The organism is Xanthomonas sp. 1678 (assembly GCF_031455575.1).
Classification (GTDB): domain Bacteria; phylum Pseudomonadota; class Gammaproteobacteria; order Xanthomonadales; family Xanthomonadaceae; genus Xanthomonas_A.
This window is the reverse complement of the sequence record NZ_JAVDSZ010000006.1, coordinates 19,087-40,094: the sequence shown is the minus strand read 5'-3', so window position 1 is coordinate 40,094 and position 21,008 is coordinate 19,087. Positions and strand designations below refer to the sequence as shown.

The following is a 21,008-nucleotide window of genomic DNA, read 5'->3' as shown; positions in this document are numbered from 1 at the left end:
CCGAGCAGCGGCGCGTTTTATCCAGCACCCGAGCGCGAACCAACATGCCCATCACCGTCACTGCCGAAAGCGAATTGATCGTCGGCACCGCCCTGGTCGTCGAGGCGCAAGCGCCCCAGGACGCCTTCGTTGCCGTCTTCGAAGACGACGGCGATACCGGCTATTTCTATGCGCTCGACACGTCGGCGCACGACAACCCCATCCAGGACGCCCTGCACATCTACAACGCGGCCGACGTCGCCGACAAAGAAGAACCTTCCGAAGTGCAGATCGGCTGGTCCCAGGACAGCAGGAAGGTGGTGCTGCTGATCAACGGCTATCCGCATGCGGTATTCGATTTCGAGGCAAAGCGCGGTTACTGCCGGACCGGGTTCCCGCCGGCTGCGGAAGACAGCCCGTGGGGTATGCACGGCCATGCGTGGAGCGATGCCGCCGTGGAATTGTTCGCGTGATGCGCTTCCAGTAGCCGGCCGACCGAGGATCAACCCATCGTGGGCGGCTGCACGACAACGGCGCCAAGCTCGCTCATCGCACCCGAGCCTCCGAACCAGGCCCATCGCCATACGAAAAGCCCGCGCCCGGATGATCGGGCGCGGCCTGTGCATGTCGCGGCCTTGGCCCTGCGCCGCGCTCTCGGCCGCCTGCTGCAGGTGCACGTTGACCTACGGATAGGCCTGCTTGATCTGCGCCACCGCCGGCGGCAGCACGAAGCGCGCCTGGCTGTGGGTGGTGGTCAGGGTCAGCCGGCCCTGGCTCTCGCGGCGCTGGTTGGCGGCGTAGGTGCGGATGGGCGGTTCAGCGCGTAGCGGCAGCGCCCACGTCGAACAGTTGGAACTCGCGGATCTGCGCTGCATCCGCGCCGGACAAGAGCAGGCTCACGCGCGAGGCGCTGATTGCCGGGAAGTGATCGATCTTCATGCGCCCGATCGCCTGCGCCACCGGTGCCCAGGCGCCGTCGCGGAACACCTCCACCCCGGTCATCGGGCAGCCGGTTGCTGGCGCCAACCGCGGCATGTGGTATTTAATTGATAATAGAGAGGTATCGTCAAAACCCGGCCAGGACCGGACCACCATGCTGCGTTCCTTGCTGTTCCCGCTGCTGTCGCTGTTCGCCGTCCGCGCGATGGCCGCCCCTGCGCCGGCCGCGCCGTCGTCGGCCCCGCCCTCGCCCATCGTCTACAGCGAATTCGTCAACGCCGAGGCGCCGACCGCGCAATGCCACGCCTCCACCCTGCTGGAAACCCGCGACGGCCTGCTCGCCGCGTGGTTCGGCGGGCGCCACGAAGGCGCCGACGACGTCGGCATCTGGGTCGCGCGCCGCGACGCCCGGGGCTGGCAGCCGGCGCAGCGTGTGGCCGACGGCGCGCAGCCGCAGGGCGCCCCGCTGCCGGCATGGAACCCGGTGCTGTTCCAGCCGGCGCGCGGACCGCTGCGGCTGTTCTACAAGATCGGCCCCGACCCGAAGCGCTGGTGGGGCATGCAGATCACCTCCGCCGATGGCGGCGCGCACTGGTCCGCGCCCGTGCGCCTGCCCGACGGCATCCTCGGCCCGATCAAGAACAAGCCGGTGCAACTGGCGACGGGGCGCATCCTCAGCCCCAGCAGCAGCGAGGACGCCGGCTGGGTCGCGCACGTGGAGTGGTCCGACGACGACGGCGCGCACTGGACCCGCGGCCCGGCACTGAACGACCCGGCGCGGATCGGCGCGATCCAGCCCAGCGTGCTGGTGCATGCCGACGGCCGCGTGCAGGCGATCGGCCGCAGCCAACAGAACCACGTGTTCAGCACCTGGTCGCGCGACCACGGCCGCAGCTGGGAACCGATGACCTTGCTCGACCTGGCCAACCCCAACTCCGGCACCGATGCCGTGGTGCTGGCCGACGGCCGCTCGCTGCTGGTCTACAACCCCACCGAAGCGGGCAAGGACTGGTGGGACGGCCGCGGCACGCTGGCGGTGGCCCTGTCCGACGACGGCACCCACTGGACCCGCGTCCTGACGCTGGAAGACAGCGCCAAGGACGAATTCTCCTATCCGGCGGTGATCCAGACCCGCGATGGCCTGGTGCACATCAGCTACACCTGGAAGCGGACACGCATCAAGCACGTGGTGCTGGATCCGAAGCGGCTGCTTGCTGCTGCAGCGAAGCTTGATGGCAAGCAATGAGATGAGATCGCGCGCCGGCATGAGGCGCCCTGGCGATGTCGGCGGCGTCACCGCGCTCGGGGCTGCGTGAAGCGGCATTCGCGCCGTGCGCGAATAGCGATCCGGTACCGCAGCTATCAGCGAACGCAGCGTGGGCTTTCCCCTGTAGGAGCGGTTTCAACCGCGACACAGGCTACAGCGCGATCGCGGACTCCGGCAGTCGGGACTGAAGTCCCTTCCACAGTGCACCCAGCCGACTAACCGCGCGCCCCTTTGTAGGGGCGGTTTCAACCGCGACACAGACCACAACGCGATCGCGGACCTCGGCAGCGTCGGGACTGAAGTCCCTGCCACAGTGCACCCAGCCGACTAACCGCACGCCCCTTTGTAGGAGCGGTTTCAACCGCGACACAGACCACAACGCGATCGCGGACTTCGGCAAGCGTCGGGACTGAAGTCCCTCCCACAGTGCACCCAGCCAACTAACCGCACGCCCCTTGTAGGAGCGGTTTCAACCGCGACACACACCACCACGAAGCAGCAAACTTCGGCAACCGGCGGGGCTGGCGCCCTCCCACAGTGCCCAAGGAAGCCCGACCGCAAGCCCCTGTGGGAGCGACTTCAGTCGCGACGAACGGAGCCTGTCACCACATCGATCTGGTGACCTGCCAAGGCCGAAGCTCCTCCTGCAATGTCGCGGACGCTGGCATCAATCCGCATCATCGCCGCAACCACGAGCACCTCGCCTATGCCATCGCTGTAAGCGAATCATTCACGCACCAACCACCAGCGCCCTACTCCGCCAACAGCGCCGCCATCCGCCGCACCCGCTCCACATCGGTCTGCATGCGATCGCCGCCCAGACTGCGCACATGCGGATGCGGCGCCAGCGCCCGCGATGCCAGCGGCCCGCGCGCCGAGCCATGGAATTCGCGCGCACCGGTCAGCGCCCTCAATCGCGCCAGATTGGTATCGGACACCCCCGACCCGGGCATCACGCTCAAACGCGCACCCGCCTGCTGCACCAACTCCGCGATCAGGGCCGCGCCCTCCTCCGCCGTCTCGCGCGCGCCGGACGTCAGCACCCGCTCGCAACCCAACGCGATCGCATCCTCCAGCGCACGCCGCGGATCGGCACTGACGTCGATGGCGCGATGGAACGTGACCCCGAGCGATCCCGCCGCCGCGACCAACACCCGCATCGTCGCCATGTCGACCTCGCCGGCCGGATCCAGCGCCCCCAGCACCACCCCGTCGCAGCCCAGGCGCACGCACTGCTCCACGTCGCGGCGCATCGCCTCCACTTCCGCTTCGTCGAACACGAAATCGCCGACCCGCGGACGGATCAGCACATACAGCGGAATGCGCAATTGATCGCGCAACACCGCCAGCGTGCCGAACGACGGCGTCAGCCCGCCGCCGTCCAGGCCGCCGCACAATTCCACCCGCATCGCCCCGCCAGCCTGCGCCGCCAGCGCAGAGCCGATCGAATCGGCGGCCACCTCCAGCCCCATCTTCACCACCTCGCTCATGCGGCCGGCTCCGCGAAATGGCTCTGTCCGGGCAGCAGCAGATCCTGCCGCTGCGCATCGCAGACCGCGTAGCTGAAACCGGGTTGGATCGCGAACGCACCGACCTCGCCGCGCTTGTTCATCGCCAGGAACCCGACCTGCAGATCGCGGGTCAGCTGCGGCTTGCGCCGCACAATGCGCATCACCACCTCGCGGCAGGCCTCGGCCGGGCTCTTGCCCTGGCGCATCATCTCCACCACCGCGAAACTGCCGACATTGCGGATCACCTCTTCGCCGACGCCGGTGGACGTGGCACCGCCGACCTCGTTGTCGACATACAACCCGGCGCCGATGATCGGACTGTCGCCGACCCGCCCGTGCATCTTCCACGCCATGCCGCTGGTGGTGCAGGCCCCTGACAGATTGCCGTGCGCGTCCAGCGCCAGCATGCCGATGGTGTCGTGGTTGTCCTTGCCGCCAGGCAGCGTGCCCTTCTGGTACGCGCGGTTCTCGATGTTCGCTTCCGGCGCGTACTTGGAGGTCTTCAGCCACTCCTTCCACACCTTCTCCGAAGACGGCGTCAGCAACTTGGTGCGCTCGAAGCCTTGCGCCAGCGCGAACTGCAGCGCCCCGTCGCCGACCAGCATCACGTGCGGCGTCTTCTCCATCACCCGCCGCGCCACCGAGATCGCATGCACGATGTCCTCCAGCGCCGCGACCGACCCGCAGCCGCCGGTGTGGTCCATGATGCAGGCATCGAGCGTGACCCGCCCATCGCGGTCGGGATAGCCGCCCAGCCCCACGGTGGGATTGTTCGGATCGGCCTCCGGCACCTTCACCCCGGCCTCCACCGCATCCAACGCCGCGCCACCGCGCGACAGCACCTGCCACGCCGCCTGGTTCGCCGCGATCCCGAAGTCCCAGGTCGAGATCACCCGCGCCGCACCACGCGGCAGCGGCGCGACGCTGCCCTTGGAGCTCGCCCACGCGCGCGGCAACGCGGCGGCCAGGCCGGTGGCGAGGGCGCCGAAGGCGGCGGTCTTCAGGAAGTGGCGGCGTTCGTGCATTGGGTGGCTCCGGCGCGGGAAGGAAGGGCGCAGCGAGAAGATCGCACGCGGCTAGCCTTGCATCATGCGGCAGAGTGGGAGTGGATTGAATGGGGGGCTGTGACGACGGCGCCAGCTGAGGCCAAGACCAACGCGTCGACACGGCCCGCCAGCGGCCACCGCGATAGCACACGCCTACTAGCCGCTGCTCAGCAAGATCTGCAGCGCGGTGACAGACGAGCAGGTCATGAAGTCCACAAGGCGGAGAAGAGCATGCCGAGGCCAATACCTACAGCCGCCTCCTCAGGCGCAGAACGAAAAATGGAGATGCCGACTAGCGAAGAGTGCAGCACAATGCCTTCAAGCTTCCAATTTACAGACACATGAGCACGGAAATCCGCAAAGCATTGGAGAAGGAACTGCTGGCAAGGTTCGAACAAACCGCGTCTTCGCGCCCACACCTGAAGGCAGGCAAGAACAAGCTCAGCCTGGTTGCCGCAAAAGAGAAGCTCGGCGAGATATATATCCAGCACTTGCGCAACGCGGACGGCTATTACGCAGGACTGGAAATCCATGCATGCGAAGCGCTGAACTTCTGCAAGAGCCAATCGCCGCCTTATCCAAGTCGACTGACGAACGCTTCTTGCATGTCAAAAACCTCCCTCTCTGAAGAAGCAAAAAGTTTTGGCGACGAGCTGGGCGGCATCATCAGAATCCCACCTTTTCAGGAAGCAGCATCAACAGCAACGAAGATAAATGATCGCATAGTGAAATTTTATCTCCCGAAGGCAGAGAACTGCATTCTTGGCACCACCTCTCTGATCGAAGACATCCTGGTCGAGCCGAGCAACTACGCCTACCCATTCCTAACCTCGCTGTATGTGGCGCATAAAAACGGACTCGACCTGAGCTCAGATCTATTCCATGAAGTTCTCAGCACCAAGGCCGTATTCGGAAACAAGAATTTCGATGTTGCATTGGCAAATGAGCTCTTGAAGTCATAATAAAAATAACACTTAACCACCCAAGACTGACCGCATGCATCTTCTTGATGTTAATTAAAATCGCCCTGAAGTCTATTGACTCAGTACGGCCAGGCAGTCTCGCCGAATCACCTGTCATTTATTTATGCTGAAGCTGGCGCGGCATCGGTCGCAAACGCATGCCAATTCAGATGGGACGTGTTGCCATGCCCTAGAAAGGCGAACACGACAATTCCCAAAGTAGCCAGGCGCCGAAATTAGCGAACGGAATCCAACAGCGTCTGAGCTGCCTGCCTTACATGGGCAGCCGGATCGTCCAAGTAAGGCGTTATCAGATAAGCGTCATCAGCGGAGATAAGCCCGTCCAGTTCATCGATCGCGTTTTCTCGAACAATTGGATCCTCGTCATCCAGGCCCGTCAGCAACAGCGGCAGTGCGTCCTTACCGAGCGCTTCTTTTGCATATCTGAGAGCCGCGCCCCGGACATAGGGGGAAGCATGGTGCCGTTGCGATGAAATGATCGGCCATTCCGCCGAACCGACCCGCCTCAGCCCATCAATAGCAGCGGCGACAACCAACGCTTCATCATGATGAAGGAAGTTCTTGATCGCCGACTCACTCTCACTAGAAGAAGCCATTCCCAAGCCACAGATAGCTGCACGTAGACGTTTATTGGAGAGACTTCCCAACATCGCCTCCAACGCATGCCGGTGGTCTTTCGCCAGCTCAGCGGCGACGACGTCGTAGAAATCATCGTCATCAAGGACTTCGCAGAAAAAAAGACCCATCAATTCATCAAATGACTTCCCTACTATACTAATTAGAGTAGTCATCAGCCCGCCCCCCGCAAATACGACGAATTTTATTCAAGCCCTTACCACGATCGGGAGCCGCCCAGCCCTACCGTCGGATTATTGAGGTCGGCCTCCGACACCCGCACCCGGCCTCCACTGTATCCAGCGCCGCGACGCCACGCGACAGCACCTAATTTAGTCAGTGAGACCCAGAACACTCCCATTCCCCAGAGGCATCCACAGATTCGTGAACACACAGATTGCTACCAGGGCCAAAATACTTAAAAACCAAAGTATAACCTCCTCCTGCATTAGAGGCATAGATGAAGGTTAATTGATCGCCACCAGCGCCATTTTCGATCGCTGCAAATTGGCCACCCAATTGTTTCAGCGAAACTGGGTATTGACCATTCTTTAAATGGTATGCATTCAACGCAGTGACAATTGCGTCACCGCGTTTCTTACCAGCGCTAAATTTTCCACCTTGGCCGGGAGCCACGCATGCAACAATAAAAATGGAAAAGAACAGTAAAAAAAAGGCACAGCGAGGGAGCTTCATCATTTACACCCGCAACTTGATTTTGCAGCAACCACCGCTTTCAACGCCTCATGAATCTCACTAGCAAGCCCGCCTTGATCTGCTCGCAGATAAGAATCCTCCCACATCTGGGCTTGCCCCTCGTAGCGCCCTCTGTTAAACAAATCATTAAAATACAAGGCTGCACCACCTGCACTTGTTGAAGCACCATAGACATATGGGTCGCCGAATCCAAAGTAATTCGCAATTTGAGGTACAACAAGCGAAGAAGTAACTCTCGCACCTTGCCTCCTTTGCCAGACATGAAAAACTTCATGCGCCAATGTGGACCTGGCATTAACGCTATAGAGATCCAAACCCTTATTTACGTCACCACCATTAAACAGCGAAGCGGGGATTGAAACGCTCCCACCACTTAATGACGAAGCGCGTTCACGTGAAGTCCCACTGATATCTATTGAGGCAAAATCAAAACAATCACCAAACAAGCTTGATATAAATGCGGCCTCTTGCTCATTTGGAGAACGAAGCCCCAATGGATCGATGCGACCCATCGAGCTTCCGCCGACATAAGCATAAGTTGAATAACCCCCATTTAACCCAATAGGGTCACTCTGCCCATACCGCCCAGTGCCCGGCTCGTAGTCACGGAAGTAGTTCTGGTTGAACCCCGTCGCCGAATCGTAGCGTTGCCCCGGGAAGCGCATGTCGAACACGAACGTGGTGCCGTCGCCGTCCGGGTCCTGATTCGGCGGAGTGTTACCGAAGGCTTCGCCCTTCAGATCCCACTTCCAGATCGCGACGTCGCGGACCGGATCGATCACTGCGCGCGGGGTACCCAGGTGGTCCGATTGCACGTAACGCAGGCTGTTCTTGGCCAGTACGCCCACCGGCAGGTCGTCCAGCCAGATCGCCTGCTGTAGCGGCGCGCCGTTGATGTCGTAGTCGCCCAGCCAGTGGCCGCTCTCGTCGTACAGCGTGTAGGTATTGGTCTTGCTAACCCGCCGCACCTGTTCGCCGCGGCCGTTGTAGCCGTACTTCATCACGACCGCGCCGGCGCGCTTGGCCTGGCTCATCCGGCCCGTTGCGTCGTAGGCGAACTCTTGCGCGGTGCCGCCAATGGAGAGGGTGTTGCCGATCGCGTCGTAGGTGCGGGCGGTGCCGGCCACGGCGCTCAGCCGATGGCTGGTGGTCGGATAGGTGTAGCTCTGCGTGGTGGTGTTGACCTTGGCGCTGAGCCGGTTGCCGGTGGCGTCGTAGCTGTAGCCGTCGATCACCGCGCCCGTCGGGCCGTCCTTGAAGGCGGTCAATCGGCCCAGCGCGTCGTAGTCCAGGCTGACCACCGGGGCGGTGTTGCCGGCGGCGGTCAAGGCGCTGAGGTTACCCGCGGGGTCGAAAGCGAAGCCGCTGCTCAGGCCGTCGCTGCGCGTGTCGCTGACTGCCAGCGGGCGGTAGTCTTGATCCAACACGCGCTGCATCGGGCGGCCGTTGCCGTAGGACCAACTGGCCAGCGGGCCGAACGGAGAATAGGTGGCGTTGCCAAGCAGCACATGCCGAGTCCCGCCGGCCGGGGTCACACCGACCTCCGTAGTCTGGCCCTGGGCGTTGCGCACGTAGTCCACCGCTGCGCCGTCAGGATAGGTCAGCCGGCTCAGCTGGCCGGCCTTGGTGTAGGCGTAGCGCAACACGAACACCTTGCCGTTGGTGGTCTGCACCTTGCGCACCAAGTCGCCGAAGCGGTCGTAGCAGTAGTCGGTGGTGCCGCTGGCGTCCTGCATGCGGGCCAGGCGACCGGTGGCATAGGTCTCACCGCTGGCGCAGACGGTCTGGCTGATGTCGTAGGAGTAGGTGACGTTGAGGCCGCTGGTCGGATAGGCGACCTTGGTCAGCCGGTTCAGCGCGTCATAGCTGTAGGTCGTCTTGATGTTGCGCGCATCGATCTGTGTGGCGCGGTTGCCGGCGCTGTCGTAGGTGTATGTGGTGACGCCGGTATCCGGGCTGGTGAATTTGGTCAGGTCGCCCAGGCCGTTGTAGGCATAGGTAGTGTCCAGCCCCTTGGGGTCGGTGACCTTGGTCAGGTTGTCAAGCGCGTCGTAGCCGAACTTGGTCTCGGCCGCGATGCCGCCCACGTCCTGCAGCGTGCGCGCCAGCCGGTTGAGCGGATCGTAGTCGTTCTGGGTAACGTGGCCGAGTGCGTCGGTCACCGTCTTGGTGTTGCCGTTGGCGTCGTAGCCGAAGTCGGTCGGGTCACCGCTGGCGGTGGCCTGCGTGGCCAACTGGCCGAGCTGGTTGTAGACCCGCGACAGCGTGCGCTTGAGCGTGCCCGCTGCGTCCTTGGTGTCTTCCTTGACCCGGTTGCCGGCGTTGTCCAACGTGTAGTGCAAGGTGTTTCCAGCGTTGTCAGCGATATCGGTCAGGCGGTGCGCCGTGTCGTAGGTGAAGGTGGTGAACGCGCCGTCCGGCTGCGTCACCTGCTTGACCAAGCCGGTCGGCCAGTAATCGATAAGGGTGATGCGGTCGTCGCTCTCGCTGGTGTCGTCGGCACCGCGGACCTTGCTGGCGGTGAGCCAGCCGCGTGGATGATAGGTGTAGTCGGTGATGAGGCCGTTGGCGTCCTTCGCCGACAGCACGCGGCCGGCTCCGTCGTAGGCCAGGTACTCAGTCACCTGGCCCAAGGCGCTGGTGACTTTCCAGAGGTCGCCCTTGCGGTGCGGGCAGGCGGTCGGCGTTGTCGCACAGGTCGCTTCGTCGGATTGATAATAGGTGAAAGACACCAGATCTGCCACATCACTACGTGCGCCATCAATGGACGTTACCAAACCCAAAAGAGGACAACGACCGGCATTGATGTCTACTTGCTCGCAATAGCTCATTACCATTGCTCGCGCGACTCCAGTAATGGGATCGGAAAATTCCTTACCCATAATTTGTGATCGCTCATTATAAGTCCAAGAGGTTCTTTTTAACGCGCCAGAGTCAGAGCCAATCTCTTCAACCAAAGGAAGACCTGATTCACTATCCCGTGAATAGGAAACTGTGCGGCGAGCGACACCATCCGCAGCGATACCTTCCCGTATAAAAATCAAACCACCCCGATCGTCATAATCATAATCGTCAACCACACCATTCTCGTCCATCACCCTATCAATAAAACCATTTGCATCATAACTGAAATTCCGATCCTGAGATGGACACCCATTGCAATACCTGTTTACCGCGGCAACTTTCTCAACCCCGTTAACCAAAGTAATTGCCTTGCGCTCTATTAGACCTGAAGGCAGAGTTACTTCCAGAGACGTTTGCGACGCATAAGCAACTTGAAATTTTTCGACATCACCCGCATGAACTGTGGATATTGCCTTGGCATTTTGATCATATGAATAAGTCGCAAACCGCTGACCAGCTTCATCTATAATCCCAGTCAGCGCCCAAGGGAACCCGCCCCCCGCAGTATATTGCGACTCGCCATAGACATAGCCTCGAGTCCCACCTGCACGAGATGCGCTCGAAAGCAAACCATACCCGGTGTAGCTATAGCTAACCAAACCCCCTGATGAATCCTCAACAGAAACAAGCTTATTTGAGGTGTCATAGCCAAAACTTAAGAACCTCCCAGTAGGCATGATCACTCGTACCAACTGACGACTCCTTACACCTTCAGCCTCAGAATTACTAAGGTATTCCAGCTTAAAATTTTCGCCCGTTATTTTAGTTATTTCCCTCAATCGCCCCAATTGATCATACCTTTCAACATCCCTGTTACTCAAGGAAGTGTATATCCAACCCGCATCAGCGCCCGACGAATCCTGCACGCTTTCAAGTGTAGCAGTTACGCCAACACCAGCGGACCAACCAGCACCTGAGGAATTAAACCTCTCAAAACCGCCAGCAGGTCTGTAAACCTTCACGGAATAGATACCATCAGCCTGAATTAATTCAATTCGGCGAGAATATGTGTGCGTCCAGTGCCCGCCGAATTCACTTAGAGCGGACGTATTTACGCCACTATTATAATAGCGAGAGAACTCAGGGACTCCACCCCCGCCACCCCAATCCTGTTCAACCTGATATTTATTTCCTGTGGCGACATTTATCGGATTACCGCATGACGCCTCCGGAGTATGGCAACTAGGCGGCCCCTGATTTTTACCAACTTCATATTCAATCATCGGAAAATAATAATAAACCAGGAAATAACAGCCACTTGGATTCGTCCAGCGCACACAATATGATCCATAATCAGCGCCTTTTTCATACTCCGCAATATATGGACCCTGCGCAGGTTGCCTTTGTTGGTAATAATCGAGCGCGGCATTAGCTATTGCCAACGCCATCCCCTGAGTACAATTTTTCCTGTATGGATAGGCGCTACAGGGATTTTCAGGCATGGGAGGAAATACGCGCTGCCTATAGAATGCAACCCAATAACAACCTGAAGGATTCGTCCAACGAACACAATAATTGCCATACTCATCCCCAGGAACTGCCGGGACGTCTACCAGATAGGCTCCAATAGAAGGAGGATAATTATTAGGATTCTGATAAAATTCAAGCGCACTTTGCGCGTCAGCTAGAGCTTGTGCCTTCGTACAATTGGCAGACCGACTACCACACGGATTGTCCGGCGCAGCCAATACAGAAATCGGGGCCGCCACTAAAAACATAACCAGCAACCCAATAAGGGCCTTAACCAAAAATGACAGTCGACGTTTACGCGCACTAAAGACGAAGTCAACCAGAAATTCCATCCCATCCTCCCTGATGAAGCTCAATCAAATAAATAATTAGTTGAATAAACAATCGAAAATTTAAATTGGTTACGCTAAAATGAATTTAACCTCAACCAACAGCCGAAAACCGCTCCCCAATCATCCCTTCGATCGCCTCCATATCCGGCAGCAGCGCGCTCTGCTCGCCCAGCAGCACGCGCATATGCACGCCAGCAGGCAGGGTTTCCTCGGAAGCATCGGCAAGCAAACCGTCGCGCGGGACCGAGATCAGTTGCGGGAAGGATTGGGTCAGTAGCGCGAAGTACGGCAGGTCGGGATTGCCGCCCAGCGCCTTCAGCACCACGATCTTGTTGTTGGAGGCGACGGTCTCGCTCCCCAGGCCGGTCAGGCGGGCGAAGGAGAACAGCGGCACTTTCCAGCCGTACCAGGCGATCTGGCCGAGCAGCCAGTGCGGGGCGTCGGGCAGCGGTTCGACCGGGATGCGCGACATCACTTCGGCGACGGTGGCGTTGGGCAGCAGGACGCGCTCGCTGCCGGCCTGGATCAGGACACCGCGGATTTCGTCGTTGCTGGCGTAGCTGCTGCTCATGGGTTACGTCGTCCTGGAACCGGGAAAAACGCGCGGGCGGCGGCTCAGCCGCCCCATCGCGCGGACAGGGCTTGCGCCAGCTGCACGGGGTCGCCGCCGGGATGGCCGCGGCCGGTCAGTTGCGCGCCGGCGGCCGGGTCGTAGCAGCCGTCGCCGGTCTGGCCGGCGACCCAGGCGCCTTGCGCGGCCAGGGCCAGCACGTCGTCGACCTGGTGCGGGTCGCTGCCGCTGAGCAGCAGCACGGCGCTGTGCGCGGCCGGCAAGCCGCCGACCACCGAGGCGCCGGCGTCCTGGGCGACGAAGCGCAGGCCAGGGCCTTCGCCGCTGCGCACGCCGACGTCGTCGGGCAGGATGTAGACGTTGCCGGCGGCGACCGGCGCGCCGGCTTCGGCCAGCAGTACCGGCAGCGCGGACACGCGCGCGATCTGCTTGACCAGATTGCCGTAGCGGCCGCCGTCCAGGCGCAGTTGCACCAGCAGCGGCTGCGGGAAGTCCGACGGCAATGCGGCGAGCAGACGGCGGATGGCATCGGGGCCGCCGATGCCGGCCATCACCAGCACCGCGCCCTGCGCGATGGCCACTGCCGTGGAGGCGGCAGCGGCGGGATCGGTGGCGGCGTCCGCCTCCGAATCCAGCGCGACCAGCGACAGGCCTTCGGTGGAAATCTGCATCTGGCTCAGCGGCGCGCGCGCCTGCACGACCAGCGGTGCGTCGTCGTCCACCAGCGACCAGGCGCTGGCCGGCAACGGCGGCGGCGTGCTGACAGGCGCGGCGGCGGCTACGGCAACCGCGCTCTCCGGCTCTGGCGTCGTGACGGGCGCGGCCGCGTCGCCGGCGGCGATCTGATCGCGCGAGAACTGCAGGTCCTCGAATCCGGGCGCGGCATCGGCGGGCGGTTGCCAAGTGTAGAAGCTGTCGCCGGGTACGGTGGTGGCGAAGCTGGCCGCCTCCTCGACGTGGAAGCCGATCGGCGCGCCTTCGTGCAATTGCGCCGGCGTGGCCGGCAGGCCGGGTTCGGGCTGCAGGCCGGTGTCGTTCTCGCGTCCCGGCGGCAGCACGTCCTGGTGGCCTTGCAGCTTGGCCGCCAGGTGCCGCGCCCAGCGCTGCGCTTCCCAGCCTTCGCGGCGCGCGGCCAGTTCGGCCTCGTCGAAGATCACGGTGAGGCCGGGCAGGTCCAGTGCCGCGTCGAGCCGTTCCAGCGCGTCCTCGATCGCCGGTTCCAGCGCGATCAGCACGGCGCTGGGCGCGGCATCGGCCAGGGTCTGCGCGTCGATCGCGCCCGGGTCGTCCTCGAGCACGATCGCCGCGCCGACCTGGTGCAGCGCCTCGCGCAGGCGCTCGCGCGCCTGGCCGGGGCGCGCCAGCAGCGCGACCGGGGTGCCGTTGCCTTCGCCGTCATTCGCGAACACGGGCAATCCCCAGCAGGTCGTACACGTTGCGCATCAGATCCAACTCTTGGTAAGGCTTGCCGAGATAGCGCTGCACGCCGATCTCGAAGGCGCGCTGGCGGTGCTTGTCGCCGCTGCGCGAGGTGATCATCACGATCGGCACCGCTTTGTAGCGGGGGTCGGCGCGCATCGCGGTCGCCAGTTCGTAGCCATCCATGCGCGGCATCTCGATATCCAGCAGCATCAGGTCGGGAACGCGCTCTTCGAGGCGCTCCAGCGCCTCGATGCCGTCGCGCGCGGCGATCACGTCGAAGTTGTGGCGTTCCAGCACGCGGCCGGTGACCTTGCGCATGGTCAGCGAGTCGTCGACCACCATCACCAGCGGCACGCGCCGCTGTTCGGTCGGTGCCGCTTCCACCACCGGCCTTGCCGGCTGCGCCAAGTAGCGGCGCACCAGCGGGGCGACGTCCAGGATCACTACCACGCGGCCATCGCCGGTGATGGTGGCGCCGTAGATGCCGGGCACCGAGGCGATCTGCAAGCCGACCGGCTTGACCACGATTTCGCGGTTGCCGAGCACCTGGTCGATCGCCACCGCCGCGCGCAGGTCGCCGGCGCGTACCAGCAGCAGCGGCACCTGCACCTGGCCTTCAGCGCGTGCCGGGGCCTGGCCGACCAGCGAGCCGAGGTCGTGCAGCGCGAATTCCTCGCCGCTGTAGTGGTAGCCGCCGTCGGCCGCCTCGAAACGCTCGCGGCTGATGCGGCCGATGCCGCTGACCGAGGCCACCGGCACGGCGAAGGTGGTCTCGCCGATCTGCACGAACACCGCCTGGGTGACCGCCAGCGTCTGCGGCAGGCGCAGGGTGAAGGTGACGCCCTGGCCCCACACCGAGTGGATGTCCACCGAGCCGCCGAGCTGGCGCACTTCGTTGCGCACCACGTCCATGCCCACGCCGCGGCCGGCCAGCTGGCTGACCTGGTCGTAGGTGCTGAAGCCGGGGGCGAAGATCAGCGAATCCAGTTCTTCCTCGGACAGCGCGGCGCCGATCGCGATCAGCCCGCGCTGTTCGGCGCGGTGGCGGATCGCGTCGCGGTTGAGGCCGGCGCCGTCGTCGGCCACTTCCAGCACGATTTCCGAACCTTCGCGGCGCAGGCGGATGGCGATGCTGCCCTCCTCCGGCTTGCCGGCGGCGCGGCGTTGCTCCGGCGTTTCCAGGCCGTGCGCGACCGAGTTGCGCAGCATGTGCTCCAGCGGCGCGATCATGCGGTCGAGCACGTTGCGGTCGAGTTCGCCGTGGGTGCCTTCCAGGGTCAGGTGCACCTGCTTGCCGGTCTCGCTGGCGGCCTGGCGCACCACGCGGCGCAGCCGCGGCACCAGTCCATCGAACGGCACCATGCGCGCGCGCATCAGCCCGTCCTGCAGTTCCGAGCTGACCCGCGACTGCTGTTGCAGCAGGCCGTCGTACTGCCGCGCCAGGTCGTCGAGCACGCCTTGCAGGCCGCCCAGGTCGGCCGCCGATTCGTTCAGCGCGCGGCTGAGCTGTTGCAGCGTGGAGAAGCGGTCCAGTTCCAGCGGATCGAAGCTCTGTTCGGTCTGGTCCTGCTCGCGCTGGTAGCGGGCGACGATCTGCGCTTCGGTTTCCAGGTCGAGGCGGCGCAGCTGGTCGCGCAGACGCGCGTTGGTGCGGTCCAGTTCGGACATCGCGCCACGGAACGCGCCGAGCTGCTGTTCCAGCCGCGAGCGGTAGATCGCCACTTCGCCGGCGTGGTTGACCAGGCGATCGAGCAGGTCGGCGCGCACGCGCACCTGTTCCTGCATCGGCCGCGCGATCATCGACTCCTCGTCGAGCGTGCCGTCCACCGGCAGCGGTGCCGACAACGGCGCCGGCTCCGGTGCGGGCACCGATTCCGGATCGACCGCGGCCTGGATCATCGCCGCGACGTCGGCATCGTCGGCGTGGACGTCGACGCCGGCATCGGCCGGCACGCTGCGGCCGTGGGTGCGCGCGTCGAAACGGCCGATCAGGTCGATCGGCATCGCCACCGCGCGGTGGTTGCCGGTGAGGGTGAGCAACTGGTGCAGGCGGTCGAAGCCGCGCTCGAGCAGTTGCACGTCGCTGCGATCGAGTTCGGTGCGGTTGGCCGCCACCGCCTCCAGCAGCGATTCGATGCCGTGGCCGAGGTCGCCGATCGGGTTGACCCCGGCCATGCGCGCGCCGCCCTTCAGCGTGTGCAGGTCGCGCTGCAGGCCGGCGAGCGCGTCGCGGTCCTGCGGCGCCGCGCGCAGTTCGGCGATCAGGCGATCGCAATGGTCGAGCAGGTCCTTGCCTTCCTCGACGAAGATATCGACGAGTTCGCGATCCAGGTCGGCGAAGTCCAGCGGCCCCATGTCGACGGCGGCCAGGTCGGCCGGCGCGGCGTCGTGGTGGGCGGCTTCGGCGAACGATGCTGCGTCGGCTGCGTCGGCGGGCGCGTGGTGTTCGTCGCTGGTTGCGGCGTCGGCATGGACGGCGGTGTCTGCAAGTGCAAGTTCGCGATCGGCGTCCGTCGGGTGTTCGATGGCTTCCGGCGCTTCTGCGTCTGCAGGCTCGACGTCCGTCGGATGCTCGGCGTCGGACAGGTCGGTCGGCTGCGTCTGGTCGATGTGCGCGTCATCGGCATACGACGGTGCGTCGAGGCCGGCATCGCCTTCGTGCACGGCATCGTGCGTTGCCGCGTCGTGTGTGTCGGTGGGATGCGTCGCTTCGGCATCGGCCGTTGCGACAAGCGCGGTGTCGGCGGCGTCGGGCACGGCAGGCGTGGCGTCGTCTGCATGCGGCGCCAGCACGTGGTCGCCCGCGTCGGTCGCAGCGGCGTCGGCCGGATGCTTCTGGATATTGGTTTGTGCGGCGTCGCTACCGACATCGCCGGCTGCGGCGTCCAGCTGCGATTCGGCTGCAGCGTCCGCGCCGTCCTGCCCGTGCGACGCAGCGTCGGCATCCGAGGCCTGCACGTGATCGCCCGCATCGGCCGGATGCGCATCGGCGTCGGCCTGCGCGGCGTGGCGATCGGTCTCGTCGGCAGCGCCGTCCGACAGCGATCCGGCTGCAGCCTCCAGGTCGCTCTCGGCATGCGCCGCGGCATCGGCATCAGCATGCGCCGCAGCGTCGTCGGCCGCCGGCAGTTCGGCATCGTCGTTCGCCGAGGCGGGTTCGGTGCCGTGCCAATGCGTGGACGGCTGCGCGGACTCGGCGCTGAACGCATAGCCCTGCGGATCGCGTTCCTGGTCGTGCTCGTGCTCGGCACGTGCGTCCTGGTCCTGATCCTGGTCGTGCGTGTCCTGGTCCGATTCGCCCGGGCGCTCGCCATGAAGCGATGCGTCATGCACCGTGGTGTCGTCGGCGGTCGCGTCCTGCTCCTGCGGTTCGATCGCGCCTTCCGGCGGCGGCAGCTCGCTATCCGCCGGCACGCGCTCGTCGGCCAGCGGCGCGTCGACGGTCAATTCGTCGAGCTTTCCGTCCTGGGCCAGCAGCGCTTGTTCGTCGGCGTCGATCGCGGTAGGCGCGCTGCCGCTGTCGGCCGGCGGCTCGGAGATCGCGCTCGATTCCCCCGCGTCGCCATCGGCCGGCGCAACGTCAGCGACGGTGGCGTCGTCTCGCTCGCCGAACGAGGCATTGGCGTCGTCCGAAACAGGCCTCGCCGAGGCAAGGTCTTCGGCAGAGGCGTCGCTCGGCGCGGGCACGTCGGTATCGTCGGACGCCGGCTGCCATGCCAGTGGCGCATCGGCCTGCGCCGCGGATGCATCGGCGTCGGCGTCAGCGACAGGCGCACGCTCCGCGTCCGTGCCAGCCGCATCGAGGTGCCTGGCGTCGCCCAGGTAGGCCGACAGGTCGTCGGCGGCGGTGAGTTCCACCGCCTGCAGCAAGGTCGGGTCCAGCGCCGCGTCGGCGTGCGCCGGTGCCGCGTCTTCGTCGTCCTCGTCGTGCGCGGCTGCGGGCCACTGCGCTTCAGGCAACGTGGCGACCAGCGCCTGCAGGCGCTGCGCCAGTTCGGTGAACGGCGGAATCACCGGCGACGGCGCCTGCAGTTCCTCGATGGTGCCGGCGATCGCGTGCGCGGCATCGTCGAGCGCGCGGACGCCGTCGGCGCTGGGCAGCATGTCGGCGGCCAGCAGGCGCTTGACGTAGCTCTCCGCCGGGCCGGTGACTTCGGTGATCTCCGGCACGTCGGTCATCGCGAACGCGCCGCTCATCGTGTGCACTGCGCGCAGCAGCGCTTCGGTGGCCGGCTGCGGCGCATGCTGCAGCCAGTCGCGGACCGTCTCCAGGTGGGTGCCGACCTCGGCCTCGAGGATCTCGCGCAGCACGCTGTCCACCGAGGCGGGGGTGCCGGCGCGCGGCGCGGCGGCGGCCGGCGTCGGCGCAGCGGCGAAGTAGTAGGCGTCCTCGCCGGCGGCGATGCGCTCGGCGACCGCCTGTATCGCGTCCAGATCGGCATGGATGACGCCATGCCCACGCAGCGCGGCATTGAGTTGCGGCAAGACTTCGTAGGCCAGTTCGACCATCGTCACTACCGCCGGACTGGCCGCGCGGGTGCCGTCGAGCACGCGGTTGAGCATGCTCTCGATCTTCCAACTGAACTCGCCGAGCACGCGCGCGCCGACCAGGCGGCCACTGCCCTTCAGGGTGTGGAACACGCGGCGGATCGGGCGCAGGCTTTCCATGTGGCCGGGCGAGGCGCGCCATGCCGGCAGCAGGTTACCGAGGTTGACCAGTTCCTCGTCGAATTCCTCGAGGAACACTTCGCGGATGTCGGCATCGATCTCGCCGCCGTCGTCCACGAACCCGCCGTCGATGGTGGCGGGCGCAGCGGCCTGCACCGCGTCGGTGGCCGATTGCGGGGGTTCATCGGTAGCGGATGCGCCGGCGGCGCCGGCCGTGGTCGCTGCGCCGACGTCGAACTGCGCGGCGGCAGCGTCGAGCTCGGCGAGGAACGCCGCCGACGCGTCGTCCAGTTCGATCGGCTGGATGCTGGCCTTGTGCACGCCGGGCGCCGGTGCTTCCGGTTCCGGGGTCGGCTCCGGCCAGGCCAGGTCGACGAACGGGCTCGGTTCGGCGTCGGCCTGCTCCGCCTCGCCTGCGTATGGGTGCTGCGTTGTGTCGCTGGCGGCCTCGGCCTCGGCCTCGGTCGAGAACACGGTATCGCGCGCCGACAGGTCGATGGTGGGCGTGTCGTGTTCGGCAGCAGCGCTGTCGTCGTCGGCCAGGGTCGCCGGCGCGTCGCTCCAGGCGATGCTGTGGACGTCGTCGGATGCGGCCAGCGGTGCGTCAGCGAAGGCCGGCGCATCCTCCAGTTCGATCACCAGCACATCGTCGTCGGCGCTGCCGCTGAATGCAGGGGCGGGCGTGTCGACGATGACCAGGCTGGCGTCGTCGGCCGCGGGTTCGGATTCGGCGTACTCGGCGGCCACCGGGTCGAAGCCGTAGCCGGCCGGCGTCGTGGCGTCGGCCGCGGCGTCGTCATGCGCGGCGGGCTGGTCGGGCGATGCGTCCGCGATCTCCGGACGGAACGCATCGCCTTCCAACGCCAGCGTGTCGACGCTGATATGCAGCGGCGCGGAGGCCGCCGACCATTCGTCCTGCTCGGCGGCGACCGGATCGAAACTGGTCGACGCCGGCGCGACGATGGAACTGCCGTCGCTGTCCGCAGCGCTCACGTCCGCGTCGGACGGCATGCCTTCGTCGGCGACGCCGCCGATGGTCTCGGCGCCAGCGGCGTTCCCTGCGACATCGGCGGCTTCGTCCAAAGTCCACTGCGGCGCTTGCGGTACCTCGCCGGGCAGCGGCGGCGGCAAGCTCGCGGCAACCGGCGCGTCCGTGGCCGGCGCCAGATCCCAGGACGGCACCGGCGGCGGCGCGGACACCGCGCGCGGCGCTTCGGCAATGGCATCGGTCGATGCAAGGCCCAACTCGGGCATCGGCGCGAGCGCCGACGCATCGGCTGCGATCGGCACCACGCCCTGCGGCGTCGGCGCGTCGCTCGGCAGCGGCCAGTAGCGCAGCGTTTCCAGGCTGGTGCGGGTGATGTCGAGGATTTCCTCGCGGCCCGGGCGGCGCTCGCGCAGCGCTTCCAGGTAGTACTCCAGGCTGGCCATCGCATCGGCCAGCGTGTCGAGTTGGCGCCCGCTGGGCACGCGGCGCTTGCCGATCAGTTCGACGGCGACGTAGCGGCGCACGCCTTCCAGGTAGTCGGCCGGCTGCGGCAGTTCCAGCATGCGCAGCGCACCGGCGACCTCGCCGAGCAGGCGCGGCACGTCGCCCAGGCGCTCGTGTTCCCAGTTGGTCTCGATGAAGGCGACGAAATGCTCGCGCGCCGCAGCGAAATTGGCGATCGCTTCGTGCGCCAGCACCTCCACCGTGCGCCGCGCTTCGGCGGCGCTGGCATCGTCGTGGATGCCGGCGCTGGCGCCGAGATAGGCGACCTGGTCGTCGAGCGAGGCGTCCACGTACAGCAGCGCGCCGGCGATATCCAGCAACACGCCTTCGTCGGCCTCGCGCTCGCCTTCGACGATGCTGCGCAGCGAATCGCGCTGCTGCACCACCACGCCGCGGGCCACGCCCAGGCCCATCACCCCGAGGGTGTCGGCGACGTTGCCGAGTTCGTCCACCTGGGTCTGCAGCGCGGCGACGTCGCCGCCGGTGCGCAGGTGCAGGTCGAGCGCATCCTTGACCCGCAGCAGTTCTTCCTTGATCGCGGTGCCGACGGTGTCGAGCAGTTCGCGGTTGCGGCCGCTGAGGCTGCCGCGGGCGTGGTCCAGTTCGGCCTCGGTGACCGCGCTGGCGTCCGGCGACAGCGCGAACAGCGCGCCTTCGCTCAGGCCCGGCTCGCCGCGCGAGGCGCGGATCTCGTTGAGCAGCGGCAGCAGCACGATCGGGATGTCGCGATGGCCGTCCTGCAGGCGCTCCAGGTAATCGGGCAGCAGCACGGTGCCGCGCATCAGCGTCGCGCAGGCTTCGTCGCGATCGGGCACCTGGCCGTTCTGCACCGCGATGGCCAGCAGTTCCAGTTCCTCGGCGACCATCGCCGGCGCGTACAGCTCGACCATGCGCAAGGTGCCCTGCACCTGGTGCAGGTAGCCGGCGCAGAAGCGCATGCGGCTGGTGTCGGCCGGATCTTCGACGAAGTATTCGATCTCACCGCGTACCTGGCGCAGGGTCTCGTCCAGCTCCGGCTTGACCCAGCCCAGGGCGGCATGGCTCATCGCGTCGCGCAGCGCGCTCATCGCAGCGCCCCGGCGGACGGCCACG

At 65.0% G+C, this 21,008-nt stretch carries 12 protein-coding genes and 1 pseudogene; 3 read left to right on the top strand and 10 right to left on the bottom strand.

The features are described from left to right. Positions 1–44: 44 nt before the first annotated feature. Complete coding sequence (locus J2Y70_RS12315) at positions 45–452, top strand: DUF2251 domain-containing protein (RefSeq protein ID WP_309917814.1); 408 nt, start codon at positions 45–47, stop codon at positions 450–452. A 213-nt stretch (positions 453–665) separates the two neighbouring features. On the opposite strand, the pseudogene J2Y70_RS12310 reads toward J2Y70_RS12315, so the two are convergent. Together J2Y70_RS12310 and J2Y70_RS12305 are read right to left on the bottom strand one after the other, a co-directional pair. Further along, positions 666–788: pseudogene (locus J2Y70_RS12310) on the bottom strand (CysB family transcriptional regulator); the annotation flags it as partial. 7 nt (positions 789–795) lie between these two features. Beyond that, complete coding sequence (locus J2Y70_RS12305) at positions 796–1,074, bottom strand: hypothetical protein (protein ID WP_309917811.1); 279 nt, start codon at positions 1,072–1,074, stop codon at positions 796–798. Here J2Y70_RS12305 and J2Y70_RS12300 point away from each other — a divergent pair. After that, entirely contained in the window at positions 1,073–2,164 is a 1,092-nt protein-coding gene (locus J2Y70_RS12300; RefSeq protein ID WP_309917808.1) for a sialidase family protein, read from the top strand. The two genes, J2Y70_RS12305 and J2Y70_RS12300, sit on opposite strands and share 2 nt — an antisense overlap. 773 nt (positions 2,165–2,937) lie before the next feature. Here the strand turns inward: J2Y70_RS12300 and J2Y70_RS12295 are convergent. After that, positions 2,938–3,657 carry a copper homeostasis protein CutC gene (locus J2Y70_RS12295; RefSeq protein WP_309918315.1) on the bottom strand — a complete coding sequence of 240 codons (720 nt, stop codon included), beginning with the start codon at positions 3,655–3,657 and terminating at the stop codon, positions 2,938–2,940. A gap of 14 nt (positions 3,658–3,671) precedes the next feature. After that, entirely contained in the window at positions 3,672–4,721 is a 1,050-nt protein-coding gene (locus J2Y70_RS12290; RefSeq protein WP_309917805.1) for a N(4)-(beta-N-acetylglucosaminyl)-L-asparaginase, read from the bottom strand. Positions 4,722–5,083: 362 nt separating this feature from the next. On the opposite strand from J2Y70_RS12290, the gene J2Y70_RS12285 reads away from it, so the two are divergent. Continuing rightward, complete coding sequence (locus tag J2Y70_RS12285) at positions 5,084–5,704, top strand: hypothetical protein (RefSeq protein WP_309917802.1); 621 nt, start codon at positions 5,084–5,086, stop codon at positions 5,702–5,704. A 236-nt stretch (positions 5,705–5,940) separates the two neighbouring features. Here J2Y70_RS12285 and J2Y70_RS12280 read toward each other — a convergent pair whose 3' ends face one another. The 6 genes from J2Y70_RS12280 to J2Y70_RS12255 all read right to left on the bottom strand — a co-directional run bounded on the left by J2Y70_RS12280 (position 5,941) and on the right by J2Y70_RS12255 (position 20,983). After that, on the bottom strand, positions 5,941–6,471 hold the full coding sequence (locus tag J2Y70_RS12280) for a HEAT repeat domain-containing protein (RefSeq protein ID WP_309917799.1): 531 nt from the start codon (positions 6,469–6,471) through the stop codon (positions 5,941–5,943). Between the two features lie 205 nt (positions 6,472–6,676). Continuing rightward, positions 6,677–7,036 carry a hypothetical protein gene (locus J2Y70_RS12275; protein WP_309917796.1) on the bottom strand — a complete coding sequence of 120 codons (360 nt, stop codon included), beginning with the start codon at positions 7,034–7,036 and terminating at the stop codon, positions 6,677–6,679. Further along, positions 7,036–11,763, bottom strand: coding sequence for an RHS repeat-associated core domain-containing protein (locus J2Y70_RS12270; protein ID WP_309917793.1), 4,728 nt, complete (start codon positions 11,761–11,763; stop codon positions 7,036–7,038). Before J2Y70_RS12270 ends, J2Y70_RS12275 begins: the two co-directional genes overlap by 1 nt. A gap of 91 nt (positions 11,764–11,854) precedes the next feature. Continuing rightward, entirely contained in the window at positions 11,855–12,334 is a 480-nt protein-coding gene (locus J2Y70_RS12265) for a chemotaxis protein CheW (RefSeq protein WP_309917790.1), read from the bottom strand. A 44-nt stretch (positions 12,335–12,378) separates the two neighbouring features. Beyond that, a complete protein-coding gene (locus J2Y70_RS12260; RefSeq protein ID WP_309917788.1) occupies positions 12,379–13,743 on the bottom strand; it encodes a chemotaxis protein CheB in 1,365 nt (454 codons plus the stop codon). Then, positions 13,730–20,983, bottom strand: coding sequence for an Hpt domain-containing protein (locus tag J2Y70_RS12255; protein WP_309917785.1), 7,254 nt, complete (start codon positions 20,981–20,983; stop codon positions 13,730–13,732). Before J2Y70_RS12255 ends, J2Y70_RS12260 begins: the two co-directional genes overlap by 14 nt. Positions 20,984–21,008: the final 25 nt, after the last annotated feature.

Excerpts from the sequence above, each read along its gene's own strand:
- J2Y70_RS12315 (WP_309917814.1), top strand. The coding sequence starts at position 45 with ATGCCCATCACCGTCACTGCCGAAAGCGAATTGATCGTCGGCACCGCC.
- J2Y70_RS12300 (WP_309917808.1), top strand. The coding sequence starts at position 1,073 with ATGCTGCGTTCCTTGCTGTTCCCGCTGCTGTCGCTGTTCGCCGTCCGC.
- J2Y70_RS12305 (WP_309917811.1), bottom strand. The coding sequence starts at position 1,074 with ATGGTGGTCCGGTCCTGGCCGGGTTTTGACGATACCTCTCTATTATCA.
- J2Y70_RS12295 (WP_309918315.1), bottom strand. The coding sequence starts at position 3,657 with ATGGGGCTGGAGGTGGCCGCCGATTCGATCGGCTCTGCGCTGGCGGCG.
- J2Y70_RS12290 (WP_309917805.1), bottom strand. The coding sequence starts at position 4,721 with ATGCACGAACGCCGCCACTTCCTGAAGACCGCCGCCTTCGGCGCCCTC.
- J2Y70_RS12285 (WP_309917802.1), top strand. The coding sequence starts at position 5,084 with ATGAGCACGGAAATCCGCAAAGCATTGGAGAAGGAACTGCTGGCAAGG.
- J2Y70_RS12280 (WP_309917799.1), bottom strand. The coding sequence starts at position 6,471 with ATGGGTCTTTTTTTCTGCGAAGTCCTTGATGACGATGATTTCTACGAC.
- J2Y70_RS12275 (WP_309917796.1), bottom strand. The coding sequence starts at position 7,036 with ATGAAGCTCCCTCGCTGTGCCTTTTTTTTACTGTTCTTTTCCATTTTT.
- J2Y70_RS12270 (WP_309917793.1), bottom strand. The coding sequence starts at position 11,763 with ATGGAATTTCTGGTTGACTTCGTCTTTAGTGCGCGTAAACGTCGACTG.
- J2Y70_RS12265 (WP_309917790.1), bottom strand. The coding sequence starts at position 12,334 with ATGAGCAGCAGCTACGCCAGCAACGACGAAATCCGCGGTGTCCTGATC.
- J2Y70_RS12255 (WP_309917785.1), bottom strand. The coding sequence starts at position 20,983 with ATGAGCGCGCTGCGCGACGCGATGAGCCATGCCGCCCTGGGCTGGGTC.